A 26,861-nucleotide genomic window follows, 5' to 3' on the forward strand; every position below is an offset into this window, starting at 1 on the left:
TTACCAGGGACTACCAATCATTGTGAAAGAGGCCCAGTAGTAAGGATGGGAAAGGGGCTCATTCACTACTCCTAAATTTACCAGGTTATCGGGAAGGGGGCTTTGTCCACCCGACCAGACCAGTTTTCCTGCTTGCAAGCGCACATTTCCCCGCAGCATTGCAATTTGCGCCTGCCGCAGAGCCTCTGCCCGAATGGGGGCCAGCCGTAGCCAGCGATAAAACTCTGCCATCAGCCCGGCAGTTCCTTCATCACTGACATACCAGAGGCTGGCGACGACCGATTTTGCACCCGACTGGGCAGCCACTCCAGCAAAGCCGAGTTCAGTTGTTTCATCTCCCACGGCCATGCGACAGGCACTTAAAACCACCATCTCCACGGGTGGGTCATACCACTTCAACAGCCGTAATTGGTCCAGCCGTAGCCTGGTGTCCCAAAACTGAATGTAGGAATCACTCAGCTTCCCTGGCAAAAACTCGCCGTGGGTTGCCAGGTGAATGATGCCAAAGGGTTGATCCTGCCGCCGTTGTTTCAAGTTGCTCAGGGTAAAGCTGTCATCCAGCAGGCGGATGGTGTTGTGCAGGTTTTTGGTGATGGCTGATAGCTCTACTGTCACGGCAGGTAGGGCGCTCTGGTCATCAAACTGGGAAACTCCAGCAGTAAGAACGGGGACTTGCCGCAGATCGACATAGCGGGGGTCGGTGAGGCTGAGGCTGGGCATTAGCCCGATGCTGTACCGTTCCACCAAAAACTGGCGGCCATCGTGCAGCGCGGCTAGAGGCAGCGATCGCATCCCTCCATCCAGAATAAACGCCAGATTATTAACCTTGCGTGCAACAAGAGCCGACTCTAAGGGCGCAATGATCCACTGATAAAGCTGCTGGGCGGCGGGCAAATAAGTTTGAAGGCGAGTTTTGCGAGGGTCAGAAGCTTCTTTGCGAAAGGTTCTAGCCAGTTCCAAAACCTGTTTGCGGGTTACCTCTGGCAACAGCTTACGGACGGGTTCTCCCTGGGCTGTCACCAGAACCACTTCCAGATTGTCATCATCCTGCTCCTGTCGGGCTATTTTGGGTGCAAAACGGACGTAGATCAACGCGGGTTTAATCCCGGTTGCCATTTCAATTCTCTGAAGGGTGCTCTGGGCACTCACCAGTGTTTGAGTGGGGGGCTGTTTGGGCAGGTTCAAGAAGTTGCTGAATTCACTGGTAGCCACGTCTTCAATCGGCGCGACGATTGGGTCAAGCGGCACGGGAGGAATGCTGGTCGGTGGCAACTGGGCGTTGGGAGCGGCAAATTCTTCGCGAGTGAGGCCGGTTCCTTCTTGCTGAAGCGTTTGCTGGATGACATCAACGCGGCTACTGCCCTCTGTGATGATTTGAACTTGATTGGGAGATGTGCCCTGAAAGAAGCTGACTAAAAACTCCTGGAGTGGAGGAATGGTGTTACTCGCTCCCGTTGTAATAGCTCCCTGGGTGCCGTTGAGGCTGGAATCACCAATGATGAATGGGACTCTCAGGAGTCCTCCACGATGCCGGATGGCGATACTGCCGCCGCCCAACCCTCCAGCCGTAGAAAGGCTGGAATTCACTCCATTCTGATCCGTGAAGCTCTCAACGGCACGGAAGAAACGCCGGGTAATGATGTTGATATCTCCACCCCTGCCTACGCTACCCCCCTGAGCGTTGATGAAGCCCACCTGGATATCGCCTTCTGGGTCGAGGGTGACATTACCGCCATTGGCGATCGCTGAACTAGAATTAATTGCACCAGTGGTAATGCGGTCTCTGGCAATCAGGGCGATCGCGCCGCCACCTTCACTGTTGCTGGTGTCCAAAGTTCCAAGGGCGTTGATAGTCGCGCCCCCCAGGTTGAGATTTCCGCCACGGGTGGTAATGGAGCCTGTAATGGTCAGGGTTCCAGCGGTTGAGAGGCTAAACTCACTACCACCCGTGTCAATGGAACCTAGGGTAACGTCACCGCTACTGCTAAAGAAGCGAATCGCCCGACCAGGGTTTGAGATGTTTCCGGTGGTGATCAACTGGTTGGCAATCAAGCTGAGGGTAGCGTTATCGGCTCCGATTAAGATACCGCCCCTTATATCGATCACTCCCCCGGCACTGGGCGACTGGAGGGTTACCGGGTCGTTGAAGGTAGCGTCACCTGCCAGAGTGATAACACCATAGCCATCTGCCCGCCCAATGGTAATGGTGCTGAAGCCATTTTGCAGTGCTGCCAGGTCACTGGATTGCAAATCAAGAGTGCCGGTGCCGCTGTCACTGTTGCCGCCGAGAGCGATCGCCTGATTCACAGTCAGGGGTTGCAAAACCAGATTGCCTGTTCCACTAACAGGACCGGCCAGAACCATTTCATCGGCGGTGAGCGTAATAGAGCCATTACCCATTACAGATTCCACCACACTGTTGGTGCTGATCGAAATACCCTCATTGCCAACACCAAACCCCGACCCAAGCGGGGAGCCGGTACCAACCAGGGTAATGTTTCCACTCCCCGTTGACCGAACGTTGCTGCCACCAATCACCTTAATGCCAAAGTTTCTCTGCCCGGCACCATTGCCGAACCCGGTGAGACTCAGATTGCCATTCCCTGTTTGAATAGTGGAGCCAACTTCAACCCGAATCCCCTGATTGTCATTGGTTCCATTGCCAGCCGTGCCAGTTAGCCGAACATCACCACTAGTAGCGCGAACAGTGGCATTATTTTGAACCAAAATTCCTTCAGCCTTAGTGCCACCATTTCCACCTGTGCCATTGAAGATAACTGAACCCGTACCAGTCGATTCCACCAGGCTGTTAGCAAAAATCACAATTCCACTGTTCTGTACCCCGGTGCCATTTCCGCCGGTTCCATTAAGAACAATGTTTCCATTCAATGACCGAATAACTGCATTGCTGTTGAGATCGATCCCATCATTAAAGTCAGTACCACCATTTCCACTGGTGCCAGTCAAGGTGATGTTACCTGCTCCGGTTGTTTCTACCACACCACCGCCTAAAAGTTGAATTCCCCGCTGAATCGTGCCACCCCCGCCTGCGTTACCTGTGAGATGAATGTTGCCATTACCAGATGTAATGCGTGCGCTATTTAGAATCTTGATGCCATTGTTCACGCTCGCCAGGTTTCCACCCGTGCCGACCAGTGTAATCGTGCCGCTAGTCGATTGCACCAGGCTGCTGTTGGCCAATTGGATGCCATCAACGCTGTTCACAAAACTGGTACCCGAAGCTCCATCTAATGCGGCTCCCCGGATAGAAATGGCTCCAGTTCCTGAATTGAGGATGGCGTTATTGAGCAAAACACCATTGGGATTAGCCGCAGTGCCTGCTGCGGGTGTGAGGAGGGGGTTGATTCCGCCACCCAAAACAATATTGCCACCATTGGAGTTGATAGCTGAGCTGGGGTTCATGACGATCGCTCCCACCCCATCCCCATTGCGATTGGCGTTCAGTACCACATCCAGGGGAGCCCCGGCAGAAGTAATCGTGGAACCTGCTCCCAACGTGATCGTATCGGCTGCCTGGAGGGTAACGCCAGTGGTGCCGGTGATGGTAAACCCCTGGGTGTTGATGGAACCGCTACCTGCGGGCGATCGCAGCGTTACTGGTGCATTAAACGTTGCATTCCCAGCCAGGATGATAGCGCCGCCCCCATCCTCGCGCCCAATTGTAATCGAGCGAAAGGTATTGCTGAACAATTCAGGCGCACCTAAAAACGCTCCCCCTCCTCCAATGGCCAGATTGAGGCCGGGAGTGAGGGGTTGCAGCAGCAGGTTGCCACTGCCCGTAATTGGCAGTTGCAGCAGGGTGGAGTCGGTTGTGAGGGTAATGTCTCCACTCCCGGCATTGATGGTGCCGCTGGTTTCAGGAGTGCCAAAGGTGAAGGTGGTAATTCCATTGATGGCATTAATCGCTCTGCCAGTGAAATTAATCGCTCCTCCTGACGAGTCAACCGGAGCCACCAGCGCAATTCCCCGCGCAAAAACGCCAGTCCCCGTACTGGTGCCATCGAATGTAATTGGGCCGCCGCCGGAATTAACCGGGACAAAGGTGACAATTCCTTCTGCATTGGCGCTGGTTCCAGTGAAGGCGATCGCGCCCCTCTGAGCATTGACCGCTCCCAGAATTTCGATGCCTCGGGCAAAGTTGCCCGCGCCGGTAGCCGTTCCGGTAAAGCGGATTTCACCCCCGCCTGAGCTAATTTGAGCGTTACCCCGCAGGGTCAGCCCTGGCGATTCATTATTGCTCCCACTGCCGGAGAGGGTGATGGGTCCGCCTGTCGTGCCAATGGTAGACCCGGTAATGATGGTACCCGTGCCCCCCACTCCGCTGACACTCACCCCACCGGCAGGCAAGGAGGTCGTGAACAGGGTAGAATTTCCTTGAATCAGCACCCCAGTGGTATTACCCGCTGGAGCCGATCCATTGATAGCGATCGCGTCAGGCGAAGGACTGCTGGAGGAGATGACCACATTTCCACCTAAAAAGGGGCCACCGATATTGACGCCAACATGGTTGCCCGTAGTCCCTGAAGCGATACCTGTAATGGCGATCGTGCCATTGCCACTGGTGATTAAGGAACCGTTATCGATCGCCACCCCACCCCGGTTGGCCACTCCTCCTGCAAACTCTTGCCCCCGGATCGCAATGTTGCCCCCAGCCGAGTTGAGGGTTGCACCTCTTAATTCAACACCATGAGGGTTTACGGCTGTTCCTGTTGCAAACCCGCCGACTCCTCCTCCCAGAAGAATATTGCCACCGTTAGAGTTGATGGCCGCTCCTGGATTGAGAACAATGGACCCCGGTGCTCCACTTCCATTAGCATCGGATTCTAAAACGACATTTAAGGGCGCGGCAGTAGATGTAATTTGAACATTGCTAGCCTGGGAGATTGAGTTGGTTGCCTGAAAAATCAGATCCCGGTTGGCAGCACCCGTGTAGGTAATTGAGGCATTGATATTAATGTCTTCGTTCGATTGCAGCCGCAGAGAATTGCTGTTCAACAGGGTAGAGATGGTATCTGCCCCAATGTTTTGATTACCTGGGTCTTCAAAAAATCCCCAAATTCCATCTAGAAGGTTCGGTGAAACGGGAGTGGTGCCTGGCACGATGGTGATGGTGTCTGGGTCGAGCAACAACGTCCCAGCATTGCCTGCCGCTGCTGAGGTGTTTACCGTTCCCTGAAAGCTAAGATTTTGGGCTCCACTGACTTCGACAAACCCCCCATCGCCAGCCGTGGCACCCCCACGAGCCGTAATCGTACCTAAAAATTGGGTGCCCTCATTAGCCCAGACAATGACCCGTCCTCCACTGCCAGTTTGTAGCCCATCGGCGCGAATGACGGAATCGCTGCTGACAAAGGTGCGGGCAGCATTGGGTACCATTCCCTGCCCCTGATAATCTCCCCCAATTCGAATCGTGCCCGCAGCAACCAGGCTGGAAGCGTCGAGGGTTGCTGCCAGAAGGGCAACGCGATCGCCCAGCACCGCAATTTGGGGAGTTGGACGGGGAGCGTCGGGAATGGGGGAACTCCTGGCGGTGGAAATTTGCCCGCTGGCGATCGCGTCGCCTGCTGCAGCCGGAATGGAGATGCCCGAACCTGTAAGTTGGATCGTGCCATCCGCGTTCACACCCACTCCGGTGGCACTGCCCAGGTTATTGCCTGTCAAAAGTTGGGGCAGGGTCAGGGGCGTGAGGGGAGGAAAGGGCGTGAGGGGGGCAGAGGGTGGAGCAGAAGTGATTTCCAGACTGAGGAGGCTGCCGGATTGACTGATGCGGACCAGGCTTTCTCCAGGTACGGCGGCGATTGTAATCTGGCCTCCGGGAGCAGAGAGGGTGCCCGTGTTCAGAACAGTGCCACCCAACAGGGTGAGGGCCTGACCCTGACTCAAAGCTAAATTGCCCAGGTTAGCGATCGCCCCCGGTTCGGGCATCGTAAACGCAAACGTATTCGGTGTGCCAACCAGGGTAGCGTAGTCATTCGTGCCAACCGCGTTCAACCATCCCCCACACCCCACACCTGCCCTCTCACACCCAAACCCCACCCCGTTCGCCGTCGTTGCCAGAAACGAACCGGGCACATTCAACCGGGCAGTGGGACCAAACACAATCCCAGCGGGGTTTACCAAAAACAGGTTGGCGTTGCTGCCTGTAACCTGGATTAGTCCGTGAATCATGGATGGATCACCACCCACCACCCGCCCCAAAATGTTTTGAACAGCTGGACTGGATAGAAAGTTGGCAATTTCTCCCTGATTCAGCCCAAAGCGCTGGAAGCTCTGAAACAGATTGGCTCCATCCCTGGAAAGCTTCCCACCACTGATGTCATATCGATTTCCATTGGGAGTAACGATGCTACCCGTTCCATCGATTGCTGGGGTAATCGACTGCGATCGCACAACCCCGGCATCAAGCATCTGCACCAGTACAGGCATTAGACAAACGGAGAATGATAGTAATTGCTGCCCAATTGCTCTCCTTTCGGCGGTCTGTATCCAGAAACGGTGCCAAGGAGTTAGCCTTTCGGCATATCTGGTAGATGCATTCACGGTTTTGCGGCTGAATTTACGCCTGGTTATGCGCCTGATTGCGTAAGTGGGAAGGAAATTACATTACCAGAGGAAAACTGATTTCACTGTTTCCGTTACCTAAATTTAATGGAATTTTGACAAGTAAAGCCGAGTACCTAGCAACGAAGTAGGGTCTACCGAAACAGTATAAGACTCTTGCCCTATAAGGATTTCAAGCATTTTTCTGAAATCTAAGGGCAAGGCAAAATAGGCTGAGAAGTGCTGAAATCCTTGAAAACACGTTGAGCTTGCCTTGCATTTTTTCTGGATGTATTGACTGAAATCTTTCTTCTGCAAGCGATTCTGACTTTTTCAGCAAGCCCTACTTAACTACTTAATAAACTTCAAAAACTTCAAAATATGCTGAGCAGTGATCTGAGGCTTTTCCAAATGCGGCACATGACCACAGTTTGGAATCCAGATCAGCTCGCTGTTTGCGATCGCCGACCTGAACCGCTCAGCATCGGCAGTGCCCAAAATTCGATCAGAATCGCCCCAAAGAATCAGCGTGGGTAGCGTAATCTGAGCAATCTTATCAGCCAAAAACGTATAGCCGCCACTGCGGGTAAAGGCAATCATTGCCCGCCGCCAACCAGCCTGGTTCAGGTGCAAGGAGGTGCAGAGCAAGGCATCCGTTGAAACAAAGCTGGGATCAACGTAGGCATTCAGACTGACCTGTTTACGGACATTGGGACAACGCAAAAATTCTGCTGCCAGATAGCCAAAGGGTGGCACCAGCCATTTGCCTACAGCCGGACCCATTGCAAATCCGGCGCTATCAATTAACACCAGCTTTTTGACGCTTTCAGGATAGGTGAGAGCAAAATCGATCGCAACCGCTCCTCCCATAGATACGCCCACCAACACCACTGGCTGCTGAATTAACTTTTTCCAGAAATAGAACAGGTGAGTTTTGATAGCGGGTGGGTCAAAGGAAAGATAGGCGGGGCGATCGCTAAACCCAAACCCTAGCAGATCGACTGCCCACGTTTCATTTTTTGCCGCCAGCAGTGGCAACAGTCGACGAAATTCTAAAACAGAGCTATCAAAGCCATGAAGTAGGAGGATGGGGATGCCGCCGGTTCCCTGATGAAGGTAAGTCGTTTTAATTGGTTGTGAACTGAGGGGTGTCAGAATTTCTGTTTGCTGAATACTCTGGGCCAGGTCAATCGACTCAGGTTCCGTCAGTTGAGCAACATCCACCGGAAGAAAATCAGGAAATGATGGACTCATCTTGCCTCCTCGCGGCTTCTATTAAGAGAGCCGATCCATTCGCTAATTTTCAGCTTATATTGATGGCGTTAAAGTTCTGGGTTCGTTTTTCATGACTGACGCACCGTCATCTTCCGTCCCTATCGTTCTCCAGGAGTCAGCGGACATTGACCGGGATCAACAGGTTCGCTTAAAGAGTGAGGGAGGTAAGTTGCTGCTACTGCTGCCACCAGAGGGTGATGGTGGAGAAGAGAATCCTGCCGCGGTTTTTAACTGGGAGGAGGTCTGGCAACAGTTAAAACAGCGACTGGATGCAGGAGACCGTTTCTGGCAACCAGAGACAGTTGTGCATTTGATTGCCCGCGATCGCCTTCTGGATGTGCGCCAGTTACAGGCGATCGCCGATGCCCTCACCGAAGCCCAACTCCAACTGAAGCGGATTTATACCAGTCGTCGCCAGACAGCCGTAGCCGCAGCCACGGCTGGATACTCCGTTGAACAACAGTCTTCCATCACCCACCTGAACCAATCCTCCCAGGAATCGGGGCAAGTCATGGCAGAGCCCCTTTACCTGGAAACAACTCTCCGCTCCGGAGCCGATATTCAGCACAATGGAACCGTCGTGCTTCTAGGTGACGTGAACCCCGGCGGTACCATTACGGCTGAAGGAGATATTTTGGTCTGGGGTCGTCTACGTGGAGTTGCCCACGCAGGCTCCAAAGGTAATACCCGTTGCCTGATCATGGCCTTGCAAATGGAACCCACCCAGCTTCGTATCGCCGATTTTGTTGCCCGCGCCCCCGAAACCCCACTCACTGATTACTACCCTGAAGTTGCCTACGTCACACCCCAGGGCAGTATCCATATCGTCAGGGCAAGCGATTTCTCAAGATCACGGGGAGATGGGGGTATGAGGGGCTAGGGAGAAGAAAGAGGAAAGAAGGGGGAAGGAGTAAAGAGCAACTACCCCATTACCCATCCTCCTATTTATTCCCTCACTCCTCACTTTTCACTGGTAACCAACAACTCCTTTCTAACTCTTTACCCATTACCCAGGGTTCGCTGTACCATTAATCAACTAGTCATTCATCTCCTCACTGCATGAGTCGGATTATTGTCATTACATCTGGAAAAGGAGGGGTGGGTAAAACCACCACTACAGCGAACCTGGGTATGGCGCTGGCACGGCGCAATCGTCGGGTTGCTGTTATTGATGCAGATTTTGGATTACGGAATCTAGATTTGCTGCTTGGGCTAGAAAATCGAGTAGTTTACACGGCGATTGATGTTCTGGCAGGGCAGTGCCGCTTAGAACAGGCCCTGGTTAAGGATAAACGCCACCCCAACCTGGTTTTATTACCAGCCGCTCAAAACCGTACTAAGGATGCGGTCAAGCCTGACCAGATGAAAAAGCTGGCGGCGGCGTTAGCAACAGTTTATGAATACATTCTGGTCGATTGTCCGGCGGGGATTGAGTCTGGGTTTCAGAATGCGATCGCTGCTGCCCAGGAAGCGCTGATTGTCACAACTCCTGAAATTGCGGCTGTGCGTGATGCAGATCGGGTTGTGGGGCTGCTGGAGGCCAACAGCATTAAGCGAATTCACCTGATTATCAACCGCATTCGTCCAGCTATGGTGCAGGCAAACGACATGATGTCGGTCGAAGATGTCAAAGAAATTCTGGCAGTCCCCCTGATTGGGGTCATTCCTGACGATGAAAGAGTCATCGTTTCCACCAACAAAGGCGAACCATTAGTTTTGTCAGAAACTCCATCAATGGCAGGCAATGCCTTCGACAACATTGCCCGGCGTCTAGAAGGCGAAAAAGTCGATTTTTTAGACCTCACCCCAACCAACGATGGGTTTTTCTCCAAACTTAAAAAAGTGCTGAACACAAAACTTTTCTAAAGGTTGGGCCTGGCAAGCTTTGAATATAAAAGCCGCATAAAATTTCCTGCTCTGATACTCGACATCTGACTTGGAGACCTGACTTGGAGATCCTCTTTTCCAATTGAGAGATAGATACGGAGGAACTGCCCTTACTGAATCCAACCATGCATTTACCCCTCCACCCTCGCACTGCTCTAACAACGAACAACTAATCACTAACAACTCTTTTAGCCCCTGGTCCCTATTCCCTCACTTCACCTGCCCCATGTTGCTTGAATTTCTCGAACGCCTGTTTTCTCGCCCTGGTGACAGCAGCCGCCAGCAAGTAAAAAATCGCCTCAAGCTGGTTCTGGCCCACGATCGCACGGATATCACACCAGAAGCACTGGAAGCCATGCGGAAGGAAATTCTTGCTGTTGTTTCCCGCTATGTTGAACTGGATACGCAGGCGATGGAGTTTTCACTGGAAAGCAACCAGCGAACAACCGCACTTATTGCTAACTTACCCATTCGGCGGGTCCGTTCTGAACCTGATCCTTTTGTTGAACCAGTTGAATCGGCCATGCCCGAAACTGAAATGGACTCCCTGGATCTTGAACTTTCTCTAGCTGATGTGGAAAATGCTTTCGATCAGGCAGAATCGACAACTCCTGAAACTGAGCCAACAAAGATCGAACCTTTTACCTGAGAGGATCTTTCAAGAGTCCTACTACCTGTGACAGAATACTCAGATCCCCCTGTATCTTCAGAAGCTACGCTCTACGCACAAGTGATTCGTTTCTGCTCAAAGCTTTTCAAACCTGCCCCCTACCAGTATCCCATCACCCATCCACTCATCCACCCATTTACTCCCTCCCCCCCTTACTCCTCCCATCTCTCCCCTAACAACTCGTGATCACTGGCAAAACTAAGCTTTTGGGCGTCATTGGTTATCCAATTGAGCATTCTCTATCGCCTGTAATGCATAATGCAGCCATCGCCCGGTTGGGAGTGGACTACGTGTATCTGCCATTTTCCATTCACCCAAAAGATTTAAAGTCAGCAGTGAACGGCTTCGCTGCCATTGGTTTGCAGGGTTTCAGCATTACAATTCCTCACAAACAGGCAATTCTACCACTGCTTTCAGAGGTGACGGATGTAGCAACAGCGGTTGGTGCAGTCAACACAGTTTGGCGCACTGAAGCGGGTTGGAGCGGTACTAATACTGATGTTGAAGGATTCCTGGCTCCATTGAGAGAACTGGAGCGGGATTGGTCTGAAGCGGTCGCTGTAATTTTAGGCAATGGAGGAGCATCGAGGGCAGTAGTGGCTGGCTGTCACCAGTTAGGCTGCGCTGAAATTCATGTGGTTGGACGGGATGGAGAAAAGCTGGAGGAGTTTTTGAAAAGCTGGATGAATTCTCCCCTTGGTATCAATCTGAAAGTCCATACATGGAAGAACTTACCAGAACTGTTACCCAATGCAAATTTGCTGGTCAATACTACACCCGTGGGGATGGCTCCCCAGGTAGAGCGATCGCCCCTCAGTCCCGCCGAAGTGGATCTGCTATCCACCCACCTCATTGCCTACGACCTGATTTACACACCCAACCCCACCCTGTTTCTGAAACAAGCGAAAGAAAAGGGTGCGATCGCCCTTGATGGTTTAGAAATGCTCGTCCAGCAAGGAGCTGCGGCCCTACGTATCTGGCTGCAACAGGATGTCCCGGTAGACGTGATGCGGCGATCGCTTCAGGAGTATTTGGGTCTTCCCTTTTCCCTTTCTGCGATAGGATAAATACAGTTAACAGGTCTTAACAATGGTAGAGCGTCCCATTAAGAAGTCTGAGCGCCAGGCAAAAGCGGCGGCTGGCGAAGGTGAGACTCATCTCAGTTCTGAGCCAGCGAGAGAGCCGCGCAGTCACGATCGCGATCGTGGTAAGGGCAAAGGCAAAGGTAAAAAAGGTTCCCATCGGGGGGAAAAGGAGAAACCCAAACAGGCGATTAACCCTGCTTTGATGCGCGGTCCTAAACCTGAAAGGCCCAAACCTCCTGTTGAAGAGCCAGCCCCGGAGACAGAAGAGACAACGTCTGAAACAGTTGAGGAACCAACGACCGCGGACACGGCGACTGAGGAAGCATAGGAGACTCATAGGAGACTGTTGAAAATCCCTGTAGAGTTCCCTAAGAGAGCTTGCTTACTTCATTCATGCACAGTACCATCCGGCATAATCGTCCCCGACAGGTTGGCTCCCGTCAGTTTGACCATGACGCGGTTGGGATAACCAATTTGGGCACCCGTCAGGTCAGCTCCGCTCAGGTCAGCTCCGCTGAGGTCAGCACCAATCAAATTGCAACTCCTTAAATTCGCCCGGCGCAGATTTGCTTGAAGCAAGTTCGCCCGAAACAGGTTGGCTCGTTGCAGGTTTGCTCCGCTCAGATTGACGTGGTGCAGAAAAGCATCGCTCAGGTTGGTATTACTTAAATTAGCGTTACTCAAGTTTCTGCCAGAAAGGTCTTTCTCACACAGATTTTGCCCACTCAAATCAACGCCACTGAGGTCGGGATGGCGACCGTTTGTAGAAGAATAGGGTGGCGTGTGGTGATTGAAGTGGGTGGCCCCCTCCGGCTGGTAAGAAGTTTGGGTCTGGTAATGGGGTGGCTTCTGGGCCTGGGTATAGGTCTGAGAGTAGGTGCGGGTCTGGGGCTCAGTTTGACGATTGGTGGCAGATGGGCGTTGAGTTGAATTGGATGAGTGGTAAGACTCGTGGGGGCGGGGATAGGGTTTGTAATGGTGATAGCGGGTAGAATGACGGTTCTGTGAGGAGTTACCAGAACAATAAGCCCGCAGGTGATCGCGTGCTGAATTCAAATCCTTCAGCTTTTCCTGAGCTTTTTGCAGCAGACGAGGGTTATCTTTGGGGATGCGATCAGGGTGCCAGATAAAAACCAGATCTTTATAGGCCTGGTTCACCTCCTCCAGAGATGCGCCAGGCTTGAGTTCCAGGACTTGATAACACCACTCTAAGTCATTCATTGAAACCAAGATAGCACCAATTCCTTACAACCCGGTGTGAAATAACCTGGAAGAATTGAGGAGCGGAAAGAGTTGTTAGTGTTAGTCGTTTTAGTCGTTACAGAGGGGGAAGGGATAGGGTGATAGGGGATGTCAGTTGTTGGTTGACTCCATCACCCATCCGCTCATTCACTCTCTCACTCCTTACTCCTCCCACTTCTTTACTCCATCACTCCGTACCCCTACCACCCGTCCACCTATCCACCCTCTACCCTGTTCTACGCCGCCGGTGTACGGGCCAGGAGAACGGGACAGTTAGCGTGAACTCGGACGTAATCGGAGAGGGAAGTGCCCAACAGTCGATCTAAATCAGGCAGGACTTTAGCAATGGAGGGACGGCGATCGGGAGAGCCCAGCATCAGCAGATCCACATTCATCTCTTCGGCAATGCGACAAATTTCTTCACCGGGTCTGCCCGCACTGGTGATGCAGCGGTAGTTCACCCCAGACCGTTTCGCTTCCGTGACCGCCGCCGATAGTACTGGATCGCGTTCTGCCTCAGCACCTGTGAGTTCTTTATGCTTGCCGCTCTGATCTGGATCGACATGAACCAGAATCAACTGCCCACCTTTAATATCTCGTAGCATGAACAGGGCCAGCTTGAGACACTGTTTGGCAGAGTCCGATTTATCCATTGCAACCATAATCCGGTTAATCCGCTTGACGTAGATATCGTCTTTAACCAGCAGCATTGGGCGGGAAGACAGTTGAAACACATATTGGCTGACGGAATTTTCCAGGATGGAGACGATGCGCGCCAAACCCCGTGATCCCATGATGATCAGGTCAGCATCAATTTCTTCTGCAACTTTGAGCACCACATCCTTGGGTTCACCCTGGCGCAGCAAACCACTGACATGACTGGGGTCCAGCTTGAGAGACTGAATTGCGTTGGCTAAAAATCGCCCCCCTGCTTCCCATTTTTCGGTCATCGCATCGGAGGTGACCTGGGGTGGAACGACATGCAAGACGGTGACATTAGCCCGTTGAATGGAGGGAATTTCCATCAAGGCTTTGAGCATTTCTTCGGAATGTCCAGTGCCGGAGTCAGCTAGAAGAATTTTCTCTATCATTGCTTTGCCTCTTAAATTCAGTTGAATTCTGTTGACCTGCATATTCAAGCATCGGCTGAAGGGAAGTGGCGATTGCAGTCAACAATCGTGATCCTCGTGTTCAAAGTCTGGGAGAAAAACCGATTGACTCTGTCTTCGATAAACCAGGCTTATCATTAAACTCTCACGAGAGCCTCTTCAGTCGATGTTTCTAATGGGTAATTATACTTTTAATGAAACCTGATATTTGTATTTTCAACCCTATAAAATACCTCCAAATTTGTAAAGAAGTATCAATTTTTCTCATTCCAATTTTCTAACTTAAAGGTCAGCTCTAGAAAAACAAATCATAAAGATTTTTGTTACACTTATTTGCTAGAAATGGCCTGGAATAGCTAGCTCACTCTATTATTTCAATCAATTTGTATCAATCGATCCCACTTTTAATGGGGTGCTCAAAATATAATCTAAATATGAGTACTCAAAATATGAGTACTCAGTCTCTTAAACAAAGGAAAACCGGGTGTCAAACTTAATCTCAAGTCTCGCCTTATTAAGTTATCGATTGCATGACAGACAAGCCTACGGATCCGTCCCAACAGCTACCTACAGTTGCCATTCAAAACGCGCTCCAGGTTCCTTCCGACAACTGGTTTGAATATCCTGTCACAGCCCACCCCCATCATACGGACTACGGTGGAGTCGTCTGGCATGGTTCCTATGTGGCATGGATGGAGGAGGCGCGGGTTGAATGCTTACGCTCCATTGGGGTTGATTACGCAAAGCTGGTTGCTCTGGGTTGTGAATTGCGCGTGGTTGAGCTTTCCATCCGCTATCGTCAGCCAGTTTTGATGGGGATGACAGCGATTGTGAAAACCCGCATTGCAAAGATAGCGGGAGTCCGCATTCCTGTAGACTACGAAATTCGATCGCCCGATGGGCAGGATTTGTTTGTAACAGCCCGTGTCACGCTGGTGCCCGTAGAGCAGGAACGGGGTAAGATTCTACGCCAGCTACCGCTGGGTTTAAAGGATGCTTTGTTGAAGTTGACTGCTGGGCTTGGTTGACTGACAAAAGTGGAAGGGAAGGGAGACTCAGCCCTGATAGCCTAAAGACCTAGGCCAAGGAGAATGCAGGTCAAAACGACGTCCCGGATCGAGAACAGTACTTCGGCGGTGGCCGCACCGTTGTACAGCGAGGTCGAAGGCTGCACCACGTACAACGGGCAAATGGTGAGCCATATGCCGACGAGTGCCAGTCCAAAAGCACTTGTCATGCGCCGCATTCTTAGATGGTTCACAGATACGCTCCCGAACTGTCTATTGCTCCCGAACTGTCTATTTATTTGTGTTATGGCTCTACGCGGGTGCGTTAAGACATTGGAATTAGAGAGGGAGTGGGGGCTTCGCCCCCAGTCAAGGGTTCCACCCCTACACCCCGTCCTAACCATAATGACTACCGCTATATTTGTGGCGCATAACAACTGTTGGTAGTGCATCAAAGCGGTGTGGGAAAATTTGTAAAAATTACCGGGAGACCTTCATTTGCCTGTCTTCAGATTTGAGTCAATCAAACCTGAAAACTTTGGTAAGTTATGAGCCCACATTTCTCTGATTCACGACCCAACTATTTATTTGAATAAAGTTTGAATAAAGGGCTATGGTGTATGTAGCAATCCCATTTGGATTGTGAGAAAGGAATCCTACGGAATCTTTTCTCACAAAACCTTTCAATCTCACGACTGATTTAGAACTGCTAATAACCCTTCGGTTGCTTGGAAATTGTGGTTCGACCCCTCTATCCCCCTTAAAAGATAAACTTTAAGCACTTTTGATTCGGTTCCCTCCTTGTTAAGAAAAGTTAGGGAGGATCGACTCATAATTTACTAAATGTAACCAAATGTCAATCGAGGAGCGTACAAGTGGGCAAAACCTCGTGGAGTCTAAAGAAGCTTCCAATTCTGTCCCTGTCGCTGCTGCTAGTAGCATACATTAGCTTCGGCTGGTTCCTATCCGATCCCCGATTTCCAGAATTAAAGGTTTTTCAAATGTCCATCAGCATTCCGATGGTTTTTGCGATCACCTGGATCTGGATCATCTGCTCTGCATTCATCAGCCCTTTGACCAGCTTCAACCGCTTCATTGCCCGCTGGTTCACATCGGATACGGTCGCCTTCATGTCAATATTCATGCTGGCAATCCTGGCAACCATCATCCTGTTCTGGCTTCACGTCTTTCTCTACATACTGACCATCATTGCAGCAGAAGCACTAGCCAGAGTTGATGTACAGACGGCTGGGTTTGAAAATTGGCAGGCATTTGTGATCCTACTGCTCGTTTCCCTGACAGGCTTATTCTTAGGTTGGACTGCAAGAGATTATGTGCCAGTTATGATTCAAGAATTTCTGCCCATGCTGATGGACCAGTCATAAAAAAGCAGCCAATTGGCTGCCTGTCATTAGTGCATGAGTACAGTCAGTCTAATCAGATTGAGGCTTCATCAAAGTCCTGGTTGCAGTTTTCGATACGTTTGCAAGGACAATGAGAAAACCGTCACATGAATAGGAGAAACATCTACAAAAGTCTTGCACACTAAATAGCAACTAAGCGTTTAACTGTCTCAACTGCCCCACAGAGTCTCGCCTGCGGGGCAATTTATTTTTTCAACACTAAAACGGACGGAAAATGAACGGATAGCGGAATGGTTTATCTGCTTGATTGAAGCAATGAATAATTGCCCAAATTGTTAGCCCCCAGTGAACAAGCCACCAGATCCCTCCTGCCAGCCCAAAAGTGATGAAAGATAGAGGAATCAGAATGACTCCGTACAGCCATACATTAAAGTGAAAATTGATTGCTTCCTTCGCATTATCCTTCACAACTGGATCGTTAGATATAAACAGGAGCGCAATGGGAATGCCAATTGAAATAATTAGTCCACTAAAAAAAATTGACCCGTGGGCTAGAGCAGACAATAGTTTACGCTTGTCGGTATCGTATACTTCGGGGGTTTGCATTGGCAGCCTCGCATCCACTGAGGTTTCACTACATTGCCAATATACAGCGATCGCCGCGATTCCAGTCGGGTGAGAACACGAATTTTGAGGGCGGGTTTACCGAAGAGTTTTTACACAATCCGCAAAATGAAGGGATAGCGGTAGGGCTTTGTTGGATTGGATGCACAATGAACAATCGCCACAATTGGCATCAAAATACTGATAATCCATAAAATAATCAGCAAAGGAATGCCAATTGCAACAAAAATCAGTAACGAAAAAACAATGCCATAAAGATAAAGATTGATGTGAAAATTAATCGACTCTTTGGCGTTTTCTTTCACTACTGAATCGTCATTTAACACCAGAATGGCGATTGGAATTCCCAATGAGACAACTGTAGGGCTTAAAAAAATCGCCCCATGGCAGAGTGCCGAGAGTAATTTACGAGTATCTAAATCAGTCATAAAATTGGCGTTTTTAGTAGTAAGTAGGTAGCCATAATTAATTGTAAAGGGGGGAGTAGGGACTGCACCCCCAAGTAGGGAGGTTCACCCCCTCTACCCGGGGAATGATCCTCAATTTAACTGCGTCTGGTACAGCACAGCGGGAATACGGATACCATTCTGGCTCTCTCCTACTCCTCACTCCCCAACCTAATGGTTACTAGGCTTATATCATCAATGGTTACTAGTGTTCCGTCAGGAAAATTTTGACGGGTCGAAGACTCGCAAAATTCCACCCTACTCAACAACCTGAATTTTGGCTACCCGTCAATTATTGATTGACTGACTACTAGGCCTATGTCATTGGGCACTAGCTTAAGTAGGTAGCCACAATTAATTTTAAAGGGGGGAGTAGGGGCTACGCCTTCGGGCAGAGGGGGACACCCCCCTCCACTCCCGAAATTATCCTTAATTTAACTGCGCTTAGCTACTTACTTAACTACTTATAAAATTCGTTATTCTTACAAAGGCGTTTACTCTCGCTATCCTAAATATATCCTAAATAAAAGATCCCTATCTGAAGTCCAGCATGTCTGAAATTGAAGCCGAATTACAAGCAGCAGTTGACCAACGGCGCAACTTTGCAATTATTTCTCACCCAGACGCCGGAAAAACGACCCTCACTGAAAAACTGCTGCTATATGGGGGTGCTATTCACCAGGCTGGAGCTGTCAAAGCACGACGGGCACAGCGGCACGCCACTTCAGACTGGATGGAGATGGAGCAACAACGGGGGATTTCGATCACCTCTACAGTGTTGCAATTTGAATATCGGGGCTGCCACATTAACCTGCTCGACACTCCTGGCCACCAGGACTTTAGCGAAGACACCTACCGGACCCTGGCAGCGGCAGACAATGCCGTTATGCTGATTGACGCTGCGAAGGGCTTGGAACCCCAAACCCGCAAGCTGTTTGAGGTTTGTCGGATGCGGGGGCTACCCATTTTCACGTTTGTAAATAAATTAGACCGTCCCGGACGTGAGCCACTGGAACTGCTGGATGAAATTGAGCAGGAACTCGATTTGCAAACCTACGCGGTCAACTGGCCGATTGGGATGGGCGATCGCTTCAAGGGGGTGTTTGACCGCCGTTCCCGTCAGATTCATCTGTTTGAGCGCAGCGCTCACGGTCAGCGGGAGGCGATTGACACGGTAATCGATTTGGGAGATCCGCGCATCGAAGATTTGCTGGAACCAGAGCTGTATTACCAGTTCAAAGATGACCTGGAAGTGTTAGAGGGGCTAGGGCCAGAGCTAGACCTGGAGCAGGTGCACCAGGGCAAGATGACTCCCGTCTTCTTTGGCAGCGCCATGACCAACTTTGGCGTTGAACTCTTTCTTGACGCCTTTCTGGACTACGCCCTCAAACCCGTTGCCCATATGAGCACAGAGGGAGAAATTCCCCCAACCTATCCAGAATTCTCCGGGTTTGTGTTTAAGTTACAGGCCAACATGGACCCCAAACACCGCGATCGCGTCGCGTTCATTCGCGTTTGTTCCGGCAAGTTTGAAAAAGACATGACCGTGAACCACGCTCGCACTGGTAAGGTTGTGCGTCTGTCTCGTCCTCAAAAGTTGTTTGCCCAGGATCGGGCCGTGATTGAGGAAGCCTACCCCGGTGACGTGATTGGATTGAACAATCCGGGTGTTTTTGCAATTGGAGATACGATCTACGTCGGGCAAAAGCTTGAATACGAAGGGATTCCCAGCTTTTCGCCGGAATTATTTGCCTACCTCAAAAATCCGAATCCTTCCAAATTCAAACAGTTTCAGAAAGGAGTGTCTGAACTGCGGGAAGAAGGTGCCGTTCAGATTATGTATTCTGCGGATGAAGCGAAGCGGGACCCCATCCTGGCTGCGGTGGGTCAGCTTCAGTTTGAAGTGGTTCAGTTCCGGCTACAAAATGAATACGGTGTCGAGACCCGGTTAGAACTTCTGCCGTACAGTGTGGCCCGCTGGGTCGAGGGGGGGTGGGAAGCTTTGCAGAAGGTAGGCCGCCTGTTTAATACGGTGACGGTAAAAGACATTTGGGACCGTCCAGTGTTGCTATTTCGTAACGAATGGAACCTGCACCAGTTACAAGAAGACCATCCGGAGTTAAAACTAAACGCGATCGCCCCCGTAGTTTCTGGGAGAGAACCTGCCTCCTTGTGAGGCTATGCTAGATAGTTGTCAATGGTTATGGAAGAGAGGCTAGCAGTCGGGGATTGGAATTTAGGTTTGCAGATACTCTCGCCTACCTGCTTCCCCTTTCCTCTTCTTCGTTTTGGCTTCCAGCAGTAACCTTTAGTGCCCTTTACTCAGGAGAACTTCTACCATGCCTCCTGTTCCTGACTCGTCTACTCCCAGCGCCAAGGCTTTGAATGATGCAGAAGCTGGGTTGGCTGCCGTTAAGCAGGGTGATTATCCAGAGGCGATCGCGCTGCTTGAAACCATCTCCCTACCACCCAACCATCCTCTCAACCTCAAAGCTCAAATGGGTCTGGTCGTTGCCTACACTCGTAACAGCAATCCCCAAAAAGCGATTACCCTTTGCCAGACTCTTTACAAAAGCGGAGATTCACAGGTCAAAGAGTGGGCAAGCCGCACCCTGGAAAATCTGGCCAGACGATTTCCGCAATTTCCCGTAGAAGCGACAGCGTCAGGCAACATTGAAACCAGTAAACCCGGAGGTATGGAAAGTCAAACCGTCTCAGAGGTCGAAACAGAGGTTGATTTAACTGGCTTTATTCCTTTTGATGGTTCATCCGTTCCCCGTCAATCAGTTGTTTTAGACGATGCAGAAAGCCCAGACGGGGCGATCACCGCGACAGAAAATTCTGCGACAGGCTTCGTTCCTCTCCAGGTTCCCTCCCACTCCACTTCACCAGAAGAACCCCAAAATTCCCCAACTGCGGAAGAATTCTCTGACGCTACCCCCTCGCTTTCCCTAATCTCTACCTCTTCCCAGGAGGGAAGAAGCGCTGCCCCTGCATACTCCACTCTCCACTCCCCAGCCCCTCTTCCGATTGAAGAACTGCTTTCCTACCGTCCTGGTTGGCAACAGGCACCACGGGCCAAACAGTGGAATCCTCTCGGAAAGGTAGACATCTCCTGGTTGCTCCTGACCCAGGCAGGGACAGCGATCGCTCTGTTTTGGGTACTACAGCAGATTGTTTACCTGGCAAATCTTATTTGGGGGATTGCGATCACTAAAATCCCGTTTTTGCATCTCCAACGGGTCATCCCAGAGTATCCCGTCTGGTCGATTGTGATTCCGCTGGTGTTTCTGTTTCTGGCCTCCCGCTGGCTACTGGACGGGTTACTGACAATGGGGCATGGGTTGCAACCATTGTCTTTGAATCAGCTATCAAACTACAGCCCAGAAACGGTTAAGGCTATCAGCCGCTATTGCCGTCAGCGTCGAGTGCCAATGCCAACGCTAGGAATTATCCCCACACTCGCCCCGGTGGCATTCAGCTATGGGGTTTTGCCCCAATTCACTCGACTGGTGGTTAGTCAAGGGCTGCTGGAACAACTGGAAGATGATGAGATAGCGACTGTCTACGCTAGTGAAATAGGGCATATTGCTCATTGGGATGTGCCGTTGATGTCCCTCCTGACCGTCGTGAATCAAATTCCATTCACGATTTACGCACTGGTATCTGACTGGGGCAACCGCCAGCAAATGCCTCTTGTGCGTGGTTTGGCGATTGCGGTCTCAACCGTCAGCTATGGGCTGTATTCTCTGACTCGCTGGATTGGGCTATGGCTCTCCCGGCAGCGCGTCTACTATAGCGATCACTCAGCAGCAGACCTGACCGGCAACCCCAATGGCTTCACCCGTGCCCTGCTTAAAATTGCGATCGGCACAGCCAAAGCCGTTGAACACGAAGGGCAGACCAGCTACCTGCTGGAGGGGTTTGAACTGCTGACTCCCCTGAGTCACCGAATGGCAACCACCCTCGGCAGTCTGTACCACCATACGTCCCTGGAGCGAGTACTGGAGTGGGAATGGACCAACCCCTATCGGCACTGGCTTTCCCTTCCCAACTCCCACCCGCCAACGGGCGATCGCCTCCGGTTACAGGCTCGCTATGCCCGCTACTGGAGATTACCAACAGAGTTGGAATTTAATCCGGATCTGGAAGCAAAGGCTTCCCCCAAAAAGAAATCGAGCTTTACAGCCGCTCAATGGCGAACCCTTTTGTTGCAGGGTGCCCCTTTCTTTGGTTTGGCATTTGGTTTGTTGCTGGCATTGACTCTTTCTCTAATTGGATGGTTGGGTGTATACACAAATGCAAACTCGATCGCCTGGATGTATGGCGATCGCGCCATCTTTCAAGGCCTGCCTCTGATTGGGTTCAGCCTTGGTACTTTCATTCGCATCAATCCCTCCTTCCCGGATCTCAAACTACCCGTGGATAATGGGCAGGAATTTGCCCTTTCCCTCCCAGAATTACTCAACGATCCTGCCACCATTCCTATCGACAGCACCCCCGTCCGTCTGGAGGGTAAACTTCTGGGCCGTCCTGGGATCAGTAACCTGCTGAGCCAGGATTTGCTTTTGAAGACAGCAACAGGAATTGTCCGATTGCACTGCATCTCTCCCTTGGGGCCCATTGGCAACCTTTTTCCTCGGCAATCTCGCTTCACGGGTTTTATCCAGCAAGACCTGACAGCGACTGGCTGGTTTCGCCGGGGGGCTGCTCCCTGGATTGATGTCGATCACCTCTGTACCCAGAGCGGGCGAGTGGATCGCAGCAATCATCCCGTCTGGGCTACAGTTTTAGGTCTACTGACCGCCACCTGGGGTATTCTCATCATTGCCTTTGGTAGCAATATTTAGGAATTACCCGAAAAACTTTAAATGGGAATGGGAGTGCCCACCCTACCCTGCTCCAGTACTATCCAATCCGGAAATATCCTCCTACACACTGAAATTGATCAATAAATTCCAACTCAGGGAATTCTAAAACCATGCCCCCCGAATTTATCAGTCAACCAGTCAGGAGAGAGTTCCTATGTCTTCCCCATCGGGTTTACTGCAAGCTGGATTGAATGCATTGAAGCAAAAGCATTATCTGGAGGCAGTTCAGGCATTTGAAACATTTTGTAAAAATCATTCACATAATCGGTCTAAAGAATTTTTTCAGGCGCAGATGTACCTGGTGAAGGCATACCAGGAAAGTGGGCAGCCCGCGAAGGCGATCGCCCTTTGTCAGGAAATGGCTGCCTGTGAATACAGACAGGTACGAGAGTGGGCCCAGCGGACTTTGCCGACCCTATCTACAGCAATCAATGGGGCATCAGTTCCGGCAGCTACAGAAGCCGCTCCGGCTACCGAGCCAGCACGCCCTGAACCAGTACTCCCTACTCCCTCTCCCCATGATCTTCTGCCATCGGAGCGATCGGTTGAGCTGTTGAATGCTGGCAACAAAGCCCTCAAAATGCGACGGTTTGCCGATGCAGTGGACAATCTGGAGAAGTACTGTCAGGGAACAGACCCGGCAGACAGCAACTACGCCCAGGCCCAGATGTGGCTGGTCAAAGCTTACAAAGGGAATGAACAAACTGAACAGGCGATCGCCCTCTGCCGTCAATTGCTTGAGAGTGACAAAGAATACGTTCGCATCTGGGCCAAGCAGTTTCTTCTGACGATGGTTCCGATTGAATCAGCAACCGAGCAATCCGAGGAGCCCCCAGCTTCAGGTGCACCAGCAGCGGGTAGTGCTACCAAAAGCCCCTCCTTTGCTAAAAATGCCAGGGGAAATGCCCAGAGCTCTGGTACCCAGGCGGCAGCGGCCAACATTCCCAAGGCAGGACGATCTGATCGGCGTGGCGTTAAGTTGCCAATGAAAGGGGGTGCCGCCAGTCTTTCGATGGCTTCTGGAGTGACTCTCTCGCTTTTGTTTGGCATGATTCTGGTGCTGTGCCTCAGCCTCCTGCTGATTATGGACAGCGAGAACCCAACATTGGGATTGGTGATCACGATCTGCATTACCATCTTGGTGAATGCAGCGATCTTCTTCATCTCCCCCATCATCATGGATTTCATCCAGGGGGTGCTTTATGGAACCCGCTGGATTTCCCTGTCCGAAGTTGAGCGTTACAGTCCTGAAACGGGCAAAGTCATTCGAGAGGTTTGCCAACAGAAGAAAATCAAGCAGCCTCGCCTGGGGATCATCGAAGACCAGAACCCCACCGCTTTTACCTACGGTTCCCTTCCCAACAGTGCCCGATTAGTCGTCAGTCGGGGATTGTTTACCTACCTGGATGATGACGAAATCGCTACGGTCTATGCCCATGAGTTAGGGCACATTGTCCATTGGGACTTTGCCGTAATGACCCTCGCCTCTACCCTGGTGCAAATTGCCTACCTGCTCTACGCCTACATCAATAAAATTGCCGATCAGGTTGACAATGATCAGTTCAAAAATAGCGCCCGTGGCGTAACCTTGATAGCCTACGTATTTTACGTTGTAGGAGAATATCTGCTGCTGTATCTCTCCCGCACACGAGAATACTATGCTGACCACTTTGCCGCTGAAGTAACGGGCAACCCCAATGGCCTTTCCCGTGCGCTGGTTAAAATCGCTTACGGAATTTTGGAAGAAGGGAAACGCAGTAAAAAACCCAGCACGGTGCTTCAGGGAACCCGTGCGCTGGGAATTGCCGACCCCAAATCCGCCGCCTTTACTGGAACTGCTTACCGGGTTGCTTCAGAGCCGCAGAAGATTGGCCGGGTCTTCCTGTGGGATATGTTCAACCCCTGGGCGTGGTGGATGGAGCTCAGTTCTACCCATCCCCTGACAGGTAAGCGAGTTCGTGCCCTCAGTACCTATGCCGAGCAGCTTGGGTTAGACACCGAGTTCGACATGGGCACGATTATGCGGGAAGGGCGCAGTTTGAACAAGCACAAGCTCTATGGCAGTTTTGCGATCGATGTATTTGTGCTCTGGGCAGATAAGGTAGGAGCCCTATTGGGATTGCTGATTGGTACGGCCTTCGCTGTCGTCAATCGCAATCCAGCCATCATTGTCTCACCAATGCTGATTGGCTTTGGTTTTGGCACACTGTTGAAGATGTTTTTTATGTACCCCGACTTTAACCGTGTCCCAGAGACCGATGTTCTCACCCTAATGTCCGATCCCTACGCCAGCCCACTACGGGGCCGTGCGGTGAAATTGGCGGGTGAAGTCATTGGTCGCGGCGACGCGGGTTATAAGTTTGGCTCCGACCTGAAAATGCAGGACCCGACCGGAATGATTTACCTGCGTTACACCTCGCGGTTCGGTCTCCTGGGGAATTTTCTGTTTGGCATGGGGCAAGCAAACAGCTTTATTAATCGGGAAGTGACTGTGGTGGGCTGGTTCCGGCGGGGTATTATGCCCTGGGTTGATATGGTCAAGATGGACTGTCCCAGTAAATGGACTGTCACCAGCCACCCCCGCTTCTGGATGCTTGTCTTAGGATCAGCATCCATTATTCTTGGCTTCTTCCTGCCATCCCTGCTGGCGGGATAAAGGTTATCCTTTTCGCTCCCGATCGCCATGGGTTGGGCAGGGCGGAGCCGAGATGGAGCAATCCAACCAACCAACGGCCTGTTGCAATCGGGGTAAGGCTTCGGCGGGCTGATCTTTCAGCAAAAAGACAAGCGCGGCGGCGGTCTGTTCTCTGGCCCGCGCCTGACGGTTGGACTTAAGGCGATGCCAGTCGCCATCAGTAATGGTTAGCTTTTCTAATAGCGCCTGGGCAAGTTCCTGGGCGCTAAATTCTTTTAGAACAGCAGGATTTCTGGAAATTGCATTGGAGTTAGAAGCCTGAACCGAAGTATCAACCATAGGAATGGGCATTATTCTGGATAGGTGCCATGATCTTTACTCTACTACGTGCTCATGCAATCGCCTCAGAAGCCCCCGCAAAAGCCGGATGGGCAAACGTCAGAAGAATTCAACTTTGAACAGGAATTGGATTCTGTGGAGCAGTCGCTTCGTACTCTTAGAAGTCGCTATGTTCAGGTACAGCAGGATCAGCAAAGCCAGTCGCAACTTCAGCAGCAGAAGGAGCAGATCCGGCGGCAGATTCAGCGATCGCCCTCTCCTGAACTCAAAGTTGAATTGCAACGAATTCAAGAAAAATTAGATGAGCTGGAAATTAACCTGGAAAGTCGTTTATTTTCCTGGAGTAGTTTGAAAGAGCCGTTCTGGCAGATAGTTCGCTTTGGCGGCCTGGGGGTCGTGATCGGTTGGTTTCTGGCTTTTGCCGTGATCAATTCCCCCCAACCAGAACCCCAGCCACCCCGTCCAATTCCGCAGAATTCTCAACCTTAAGTATTAACGGTATCCTCTTATCTAGCAGCAACTGGTTTTGTTGCCCCAGTGCCTGAAGCTCTGGTGTGATCGGCAAGATTTCTATTCCTTCAACCTTACCATAGCAGTCCTGAATTATAGCGATAGCCACCAGGCTTAGGACGGGGTGCAGGGGTGGAACCCCTGGCTGGGGGCGCAGCCCCCATACCCCCTTAAAACCAATGTCCTAAGCAACCTGGCGACAGCTATAAAAAATGATCAGGTGAATGGAGCTTCCCAAAGTCCTCTTAAAAACTACTTAGATTCACCTTTTCCAGAACTCGTGGATCGAGCTAAAGTTATTCCAGGTTTAATTTAGCTTTTGTTTTTAAGAGATCTTAGAATCGTATGTCATTTCCTTAAATAGGTTACGGGTCAATGGGGTAAAGATAGGCAATGTCTACCGCTCCGACGTCTAGTCCAGAATCAGTCATCCGAATCTTGCTGGTAGAAGACAACGATGTCAACCGTCAATTAATGACTGATTACCTAAAATATTGTGGATACGATGTTCTCAGTCTGGCGAGAGGGGAAATGTTTACTGCTGCGATGAAGCAGTTTGAGCCCCATGTGATCTTGCTTGATCTGAAATTGCCCGATGTGGATGGTTATACGTTGCTTCAGCAAGCCCAGCAGAGACAAGAATGGACTCAGACTCCTATCATTGTGGTTTCTGCCTATGCCTTTCACGCAGATCGGCAGCGTGCTTTGAACCTGGGTGCGCGGCGTTATCTAGTCAAACCTGTGAAACTGCCCGAACTGATAGAGGCAATTACAGAGGAGTTGACTCCTTCTCTCCTATCGCACCCCCCATTCTTGCTGATTTAAAAAACTTTAAAATAAGGAGGTAGCTACAATTATTATAATTGTCCAATTGTCAAGGGAAGTAGAGGGGGGTTCACCTCCGCCGTCTCCGGAACTATCCTTAGTTTAATTGCGCTTAGCTAATTTAATTGCGCTTAGCTACTTAGGAATGAAAGTTAAATAACTCCGAAAACTTCACCCTACCTTTGGCACCCTGCTCTGACTCGGAGAGAGGAAGGGGGAGAGGTCAGTTTAATCAAAGAATGCGGCGTTATTAAATCCATGATCCTTAGAAGAAGAATGCGGCGTTATTAAATCCATGATCCTCAGAAGACAGAAGCCTAGGAAATAGAAGTCAGAAGCCAGGAGAGAAAAAGAGGGTGTTCTAGAAACGGGGTTCTGACTCCTTAAGACCCTGATTCACTCGACCTCCTT

20 protein-coding genes are annotated in these 26,861 nt (G+C 50.9%); 12 read left to right on the plus strand and 8 right to left on the minus strand.

Translation table 11 applies throughout. The annotated features are described in order from the left end of the window. Together P4D80_RS06355 and P4D80_RS06360 are read right to left on the minus strand one after the other, a co-directional pair. Complete coding sequence (locus P4D80_RS06355; RefSeq protein WP_421658115.1) at nucleotides 1–6,447, minus strand: CHAT domain-containing protein; 6,447 nt, start codon at nucleotides 6,445–6,447, stop codon at nucleotides 1–3. 465 nt (nucleotides 6,448–6,912) lie between these two features. Continuing rightward, nucleotides 6,913–7,815, minus strand: coding sequence for an alpha/beta fold hydrolase (locus P4D80_RS06360; RefSeq protein ID WP_421658117.1), 903 nt, complete (start codon nucleotides 7,813–7,815; stop codon nucleotides 6,913–6,915). Between the two features lie 91 nt (nucleotides 7,816–7,906). Between P4D80_RS06360 and minC the strand changes: the two genes are divergently transcribed. The 5 genes from minC to P4D80_RS06385 all read left to right on the plus strand — a co-directional run bounded on the left by minC (nucleotide 7,907) and on the right by P4D80_RS06385 (nucleotide 11,806). After that, a complete protein-coding gene (gene minC / locus P4D80_RS06365) occupies nucleotides 7,907–8,716 on the plus strand; it encodes a septum site-determining protein MinC (protein WP_421658118.1) in 810 nt (269 codons plus the stop codon). A gap of 179 nt (nucleotides 8,717–8,895) precedes the next feature. After that, a complete protein-coding gene (minD, locus tag P4D80_RS06370) occupies nucleotides 8,896–9,702 on the plus strand; it encodes a septum site-determining protein MinD (RefSeq protein WP_421658119.1) in 807 nt (268 codons plus the stop codon). A gap of 247 nt (nucleotides 9,703–9,949) precedes the next feature. Next, a complete protein-coding gene (gene minE, locus P4D80_RS06375; RefSeq protein WP_421658121.1) occupies nucleotides 9,950–10,372 on the plus strand; it encodes a cell division topological specificity factor MinE in 423 nt (140 codons plus the stop codon). 203 nt (nucleotides 10,373–10,575) lie between these two features. Then, nucleotides 10,576–11,460 (plus strand): shikimate dehydrogenase, encoded by an 885-nt coding sequence (locus tag P4D80_RS06380; protein WP_421658123.1) that lies wholly within the window; start codon nucleotides 10,576–10,578, stop codon nucleotides 11,458–11,460. Nucleotides 11,461–11,482: 22 nt separating this feature from the next. Beyond that, nucleotides 11,483–11,806, plus strand: coding sequence for a hypothetical protein (locus P4D80_RS06385; RefSeq protein ID WP_421658126.1), 324 nt, complete (start codon nucleotides 11,483–11,485; stop codon nucleotides 11,804–11,806). Between the two features lie 59 nt (nucleotides 11,807–11,865). Here the strand turns inward: P4D80_RS06385 and P4D80_RS06390 are convergent, their stop codons facing one another. Both P4D80_RS06390 and P4D80_RS06395 read right to left on the minus strand, forming a co-directional pair. Continuing rightward, nucleotides 11,866–12,699: a pentapeptide repeat-containing protein gene (locus tag P4D80_RS06390; protein ID WP_421658127.1), complete on the minus strand. Its 834-nt coding sequence runs from the start codon at nucleotides 12,697–12,699 to the stop codon at nucleotides 11,866–11,868. Between the two features lie 257 nt (nucleotides 12,700–12,956). Beyond that, nucleotides 12,957–13,811 (minus strand): universal stress protein, encoded by an 855-nt coding sequence (locus P4D80_RS06395; RefSeq protein ID WP_421658128.1) that lies wholly within the window; start codon nucleotides 13,809–13,811, stop codon nucleotides 12,957–12,959. 548 nt (nucleotides 13,812–14,359) lie between these two features. On the opposite strand from P4D80_RS06395, the gene P4D80_RS06400 reads away from it, so the two are divergent. Next, a complete protein-coding gene (locus P4D80_RS06400; RefSeq protein WP_421658129.1) occupies nucleotides 14,360–14,857 on the plus strand; it encodes an acyl-CoA thioesterase in 498 nt (165 codons plus the stop codon). 976 nt (nucleotides 14,858–15,833) lie between these two features. Here P4D80_RS06400 and P4D80_RS06405 read toward each other — a convergent pair. After that, nucleotides 15,834–15,980 (minus strand): hypothetical protein, encoded by a 147-nt coding sequence (locus P4D80_RS06405; protein WP_421658130.1) that lies wholly within the window; start codon nucleotides 15,978–15,980, stop codon nucleotides 15,834–15,836. Here P4D80_RS06405 and P4D80_RS06410 point away from each other — a divergent pair. Continuing rightward, a complete protein-coding gene (locus P4D80_RS06410) occupies nucleotides 15,967–16,221 on the plus strand; it encodes a hypothetical protein (protein ID WP_421658132.1) in 255 nt (84 codons plus the stop codon). The two genes, P4D80_RS06405 and P4D80_RS06410, sit on opposite strands and share 14 nt — an antisense overlap. A 237-nt stretch (nucleotides 16,222–16,458) precedes the next feature. Here the strand turns inward: P4D80_RS06410 and P4D80_RS06415 are convergent, their stop codons facing one another. Both P4D80_RS06415 and P4D80_RS06420 read right to left on the minus strand, forming a co-directional pair. Continuing rightward, the gene (locus P4D80_RS06415) at nucleotides 16,459–16,806 is read right to left on the minus strand and encodes a DUF4870 domain-containing protein (protein WP_421658133.1); all 348 of its coding nucleotides are present in this window, start codon (nucleotides 16,804–16,806) and stop codon (nucleotides 16,459–16,461) included. A gap of 110 nt (nucleotides 16,807–16,916) precedes the next feature. Beyond that, nucleotides 16,917–17,252: a DUF4870 domain-containing protein gene (locus P4D80_RS06420; RefSeq protein WP_421658134.1), complete on the minus strand. Its 336-nt coding sequence runs from the start codon at nucleotides 17,250–17,252 to the stop codon at nucleotides 16,917–16,919. Nucleotides 17,253–17,820: 568 nt separating this feature from the next. Between P4D80_RS06420 and prfC the strand changes: the two genes are divergently transcribed. The 3 genes from prfC (at nucleotide 17,821) to P4D80_RS06435 (ending at nucleotide 24,797) form a co-directional block, all read left to right on the plus strand. Beyond that, nucleotides 17,821–19,446 carry a peptide chain release factor 3 gene (gene prfC / locus P4D80_RS06425; RefSeq protein WP_421658135.1) on the plus strand — a complete coding sequence of 542 codons (1,626 nt, stop codon included), beginning with the start codon at nucleotides 17,821–17,823 and terminating at the stop codon, nucleotides 19,444–19,446. Between the two features lie 163 nt (nucleotides 19,447–19,609). Beyond that, complete coding sequence (locus P4D80_RS06430; RefSeq protein WP_421658136.1) at nucleotides 19,610–22,120, plus strand: M48 family metalloprotease; 2,511 nt, start codon at nucleotides 19,610–19,612, stop codon at nucleotides 22,118–22,120. A 175-nt stretch (nucleotides 22,121–22,295) separates the two neighbouring features. Continuing rightward, entirely contained in the window at nucleotides 22,296–24,797 is a 2,502-nt protein-coding gene (locus P4D80_RS06435; RefSeq protein WP_421658137.1) for a M48 family metalloprotease, read from the plus strand. A gap of 3 nt (nucleotides 24,798–24,800) precedes the next feature. On the opposite strand, the gene P4D80_RS06440 is transcribed toward P4D80_RS06435, so the two are convergent. Then, the gene (locus P4D80_RS06440) at nucleotides 24,801–25,115 is read right to left on the minus strand and encodes a DUF6439 family protein (protein ID WP_421658138.1); all 315 of its coding nucleotides are present in this window, start codon (nucleotides 25,113–25,115) and stop codon (nucleotides 24,801–24,803) included. Nucleotides 25,116–25,169: 54 nt separating this feature from the next. Here P4D80_RS06440 and P4D80_RS06445 point away from each other — a divergent pair, with 54 nt between their 5' ends. Together P4D80_RS06445 and P4D80_RS06450 are read left to right on the plus strand one after the other, a co-directional pair. After that, nucleotides 25,170–25,604 (plus strand): hypothetical protein, encoded by a 435-nt coding sequence (locus P4D80_RS06445; RefSeq protein ID WP_421658139.1) that lies wholly within the window; start codon nucleotides 25,170–25,172, stop codon nucleotides 25,602–25,604. Between the two features lie 414 nt (nucleotides 25,605–26,018). Continuing rightward, nucleotides 26,019–26,450 (plus strand): response regulator, encoded by a 432-nt coding sequence (locus P4D80_RS06450; RefSeq protein ID WP_421658140.1) that lies wholly within the window; start codon nucleotides 26,019–26,021, stop codon nucleotides 26,448–26,450. The last annotated feature ends 411 nt before the right edge of the window (nucleotides 26,451–26,861 follow it).

Source organism: Leptothermofonsia sp. ETS-13, from assembly GCF_049200465.1.
In the GTDB taxonomy this organism is placed as follows: Bacteria; Cyanobacteriota; Cyanobacteriia; order Leptolyngbyales; family Leptolyngbyaceae; genus Leptothermofonsia.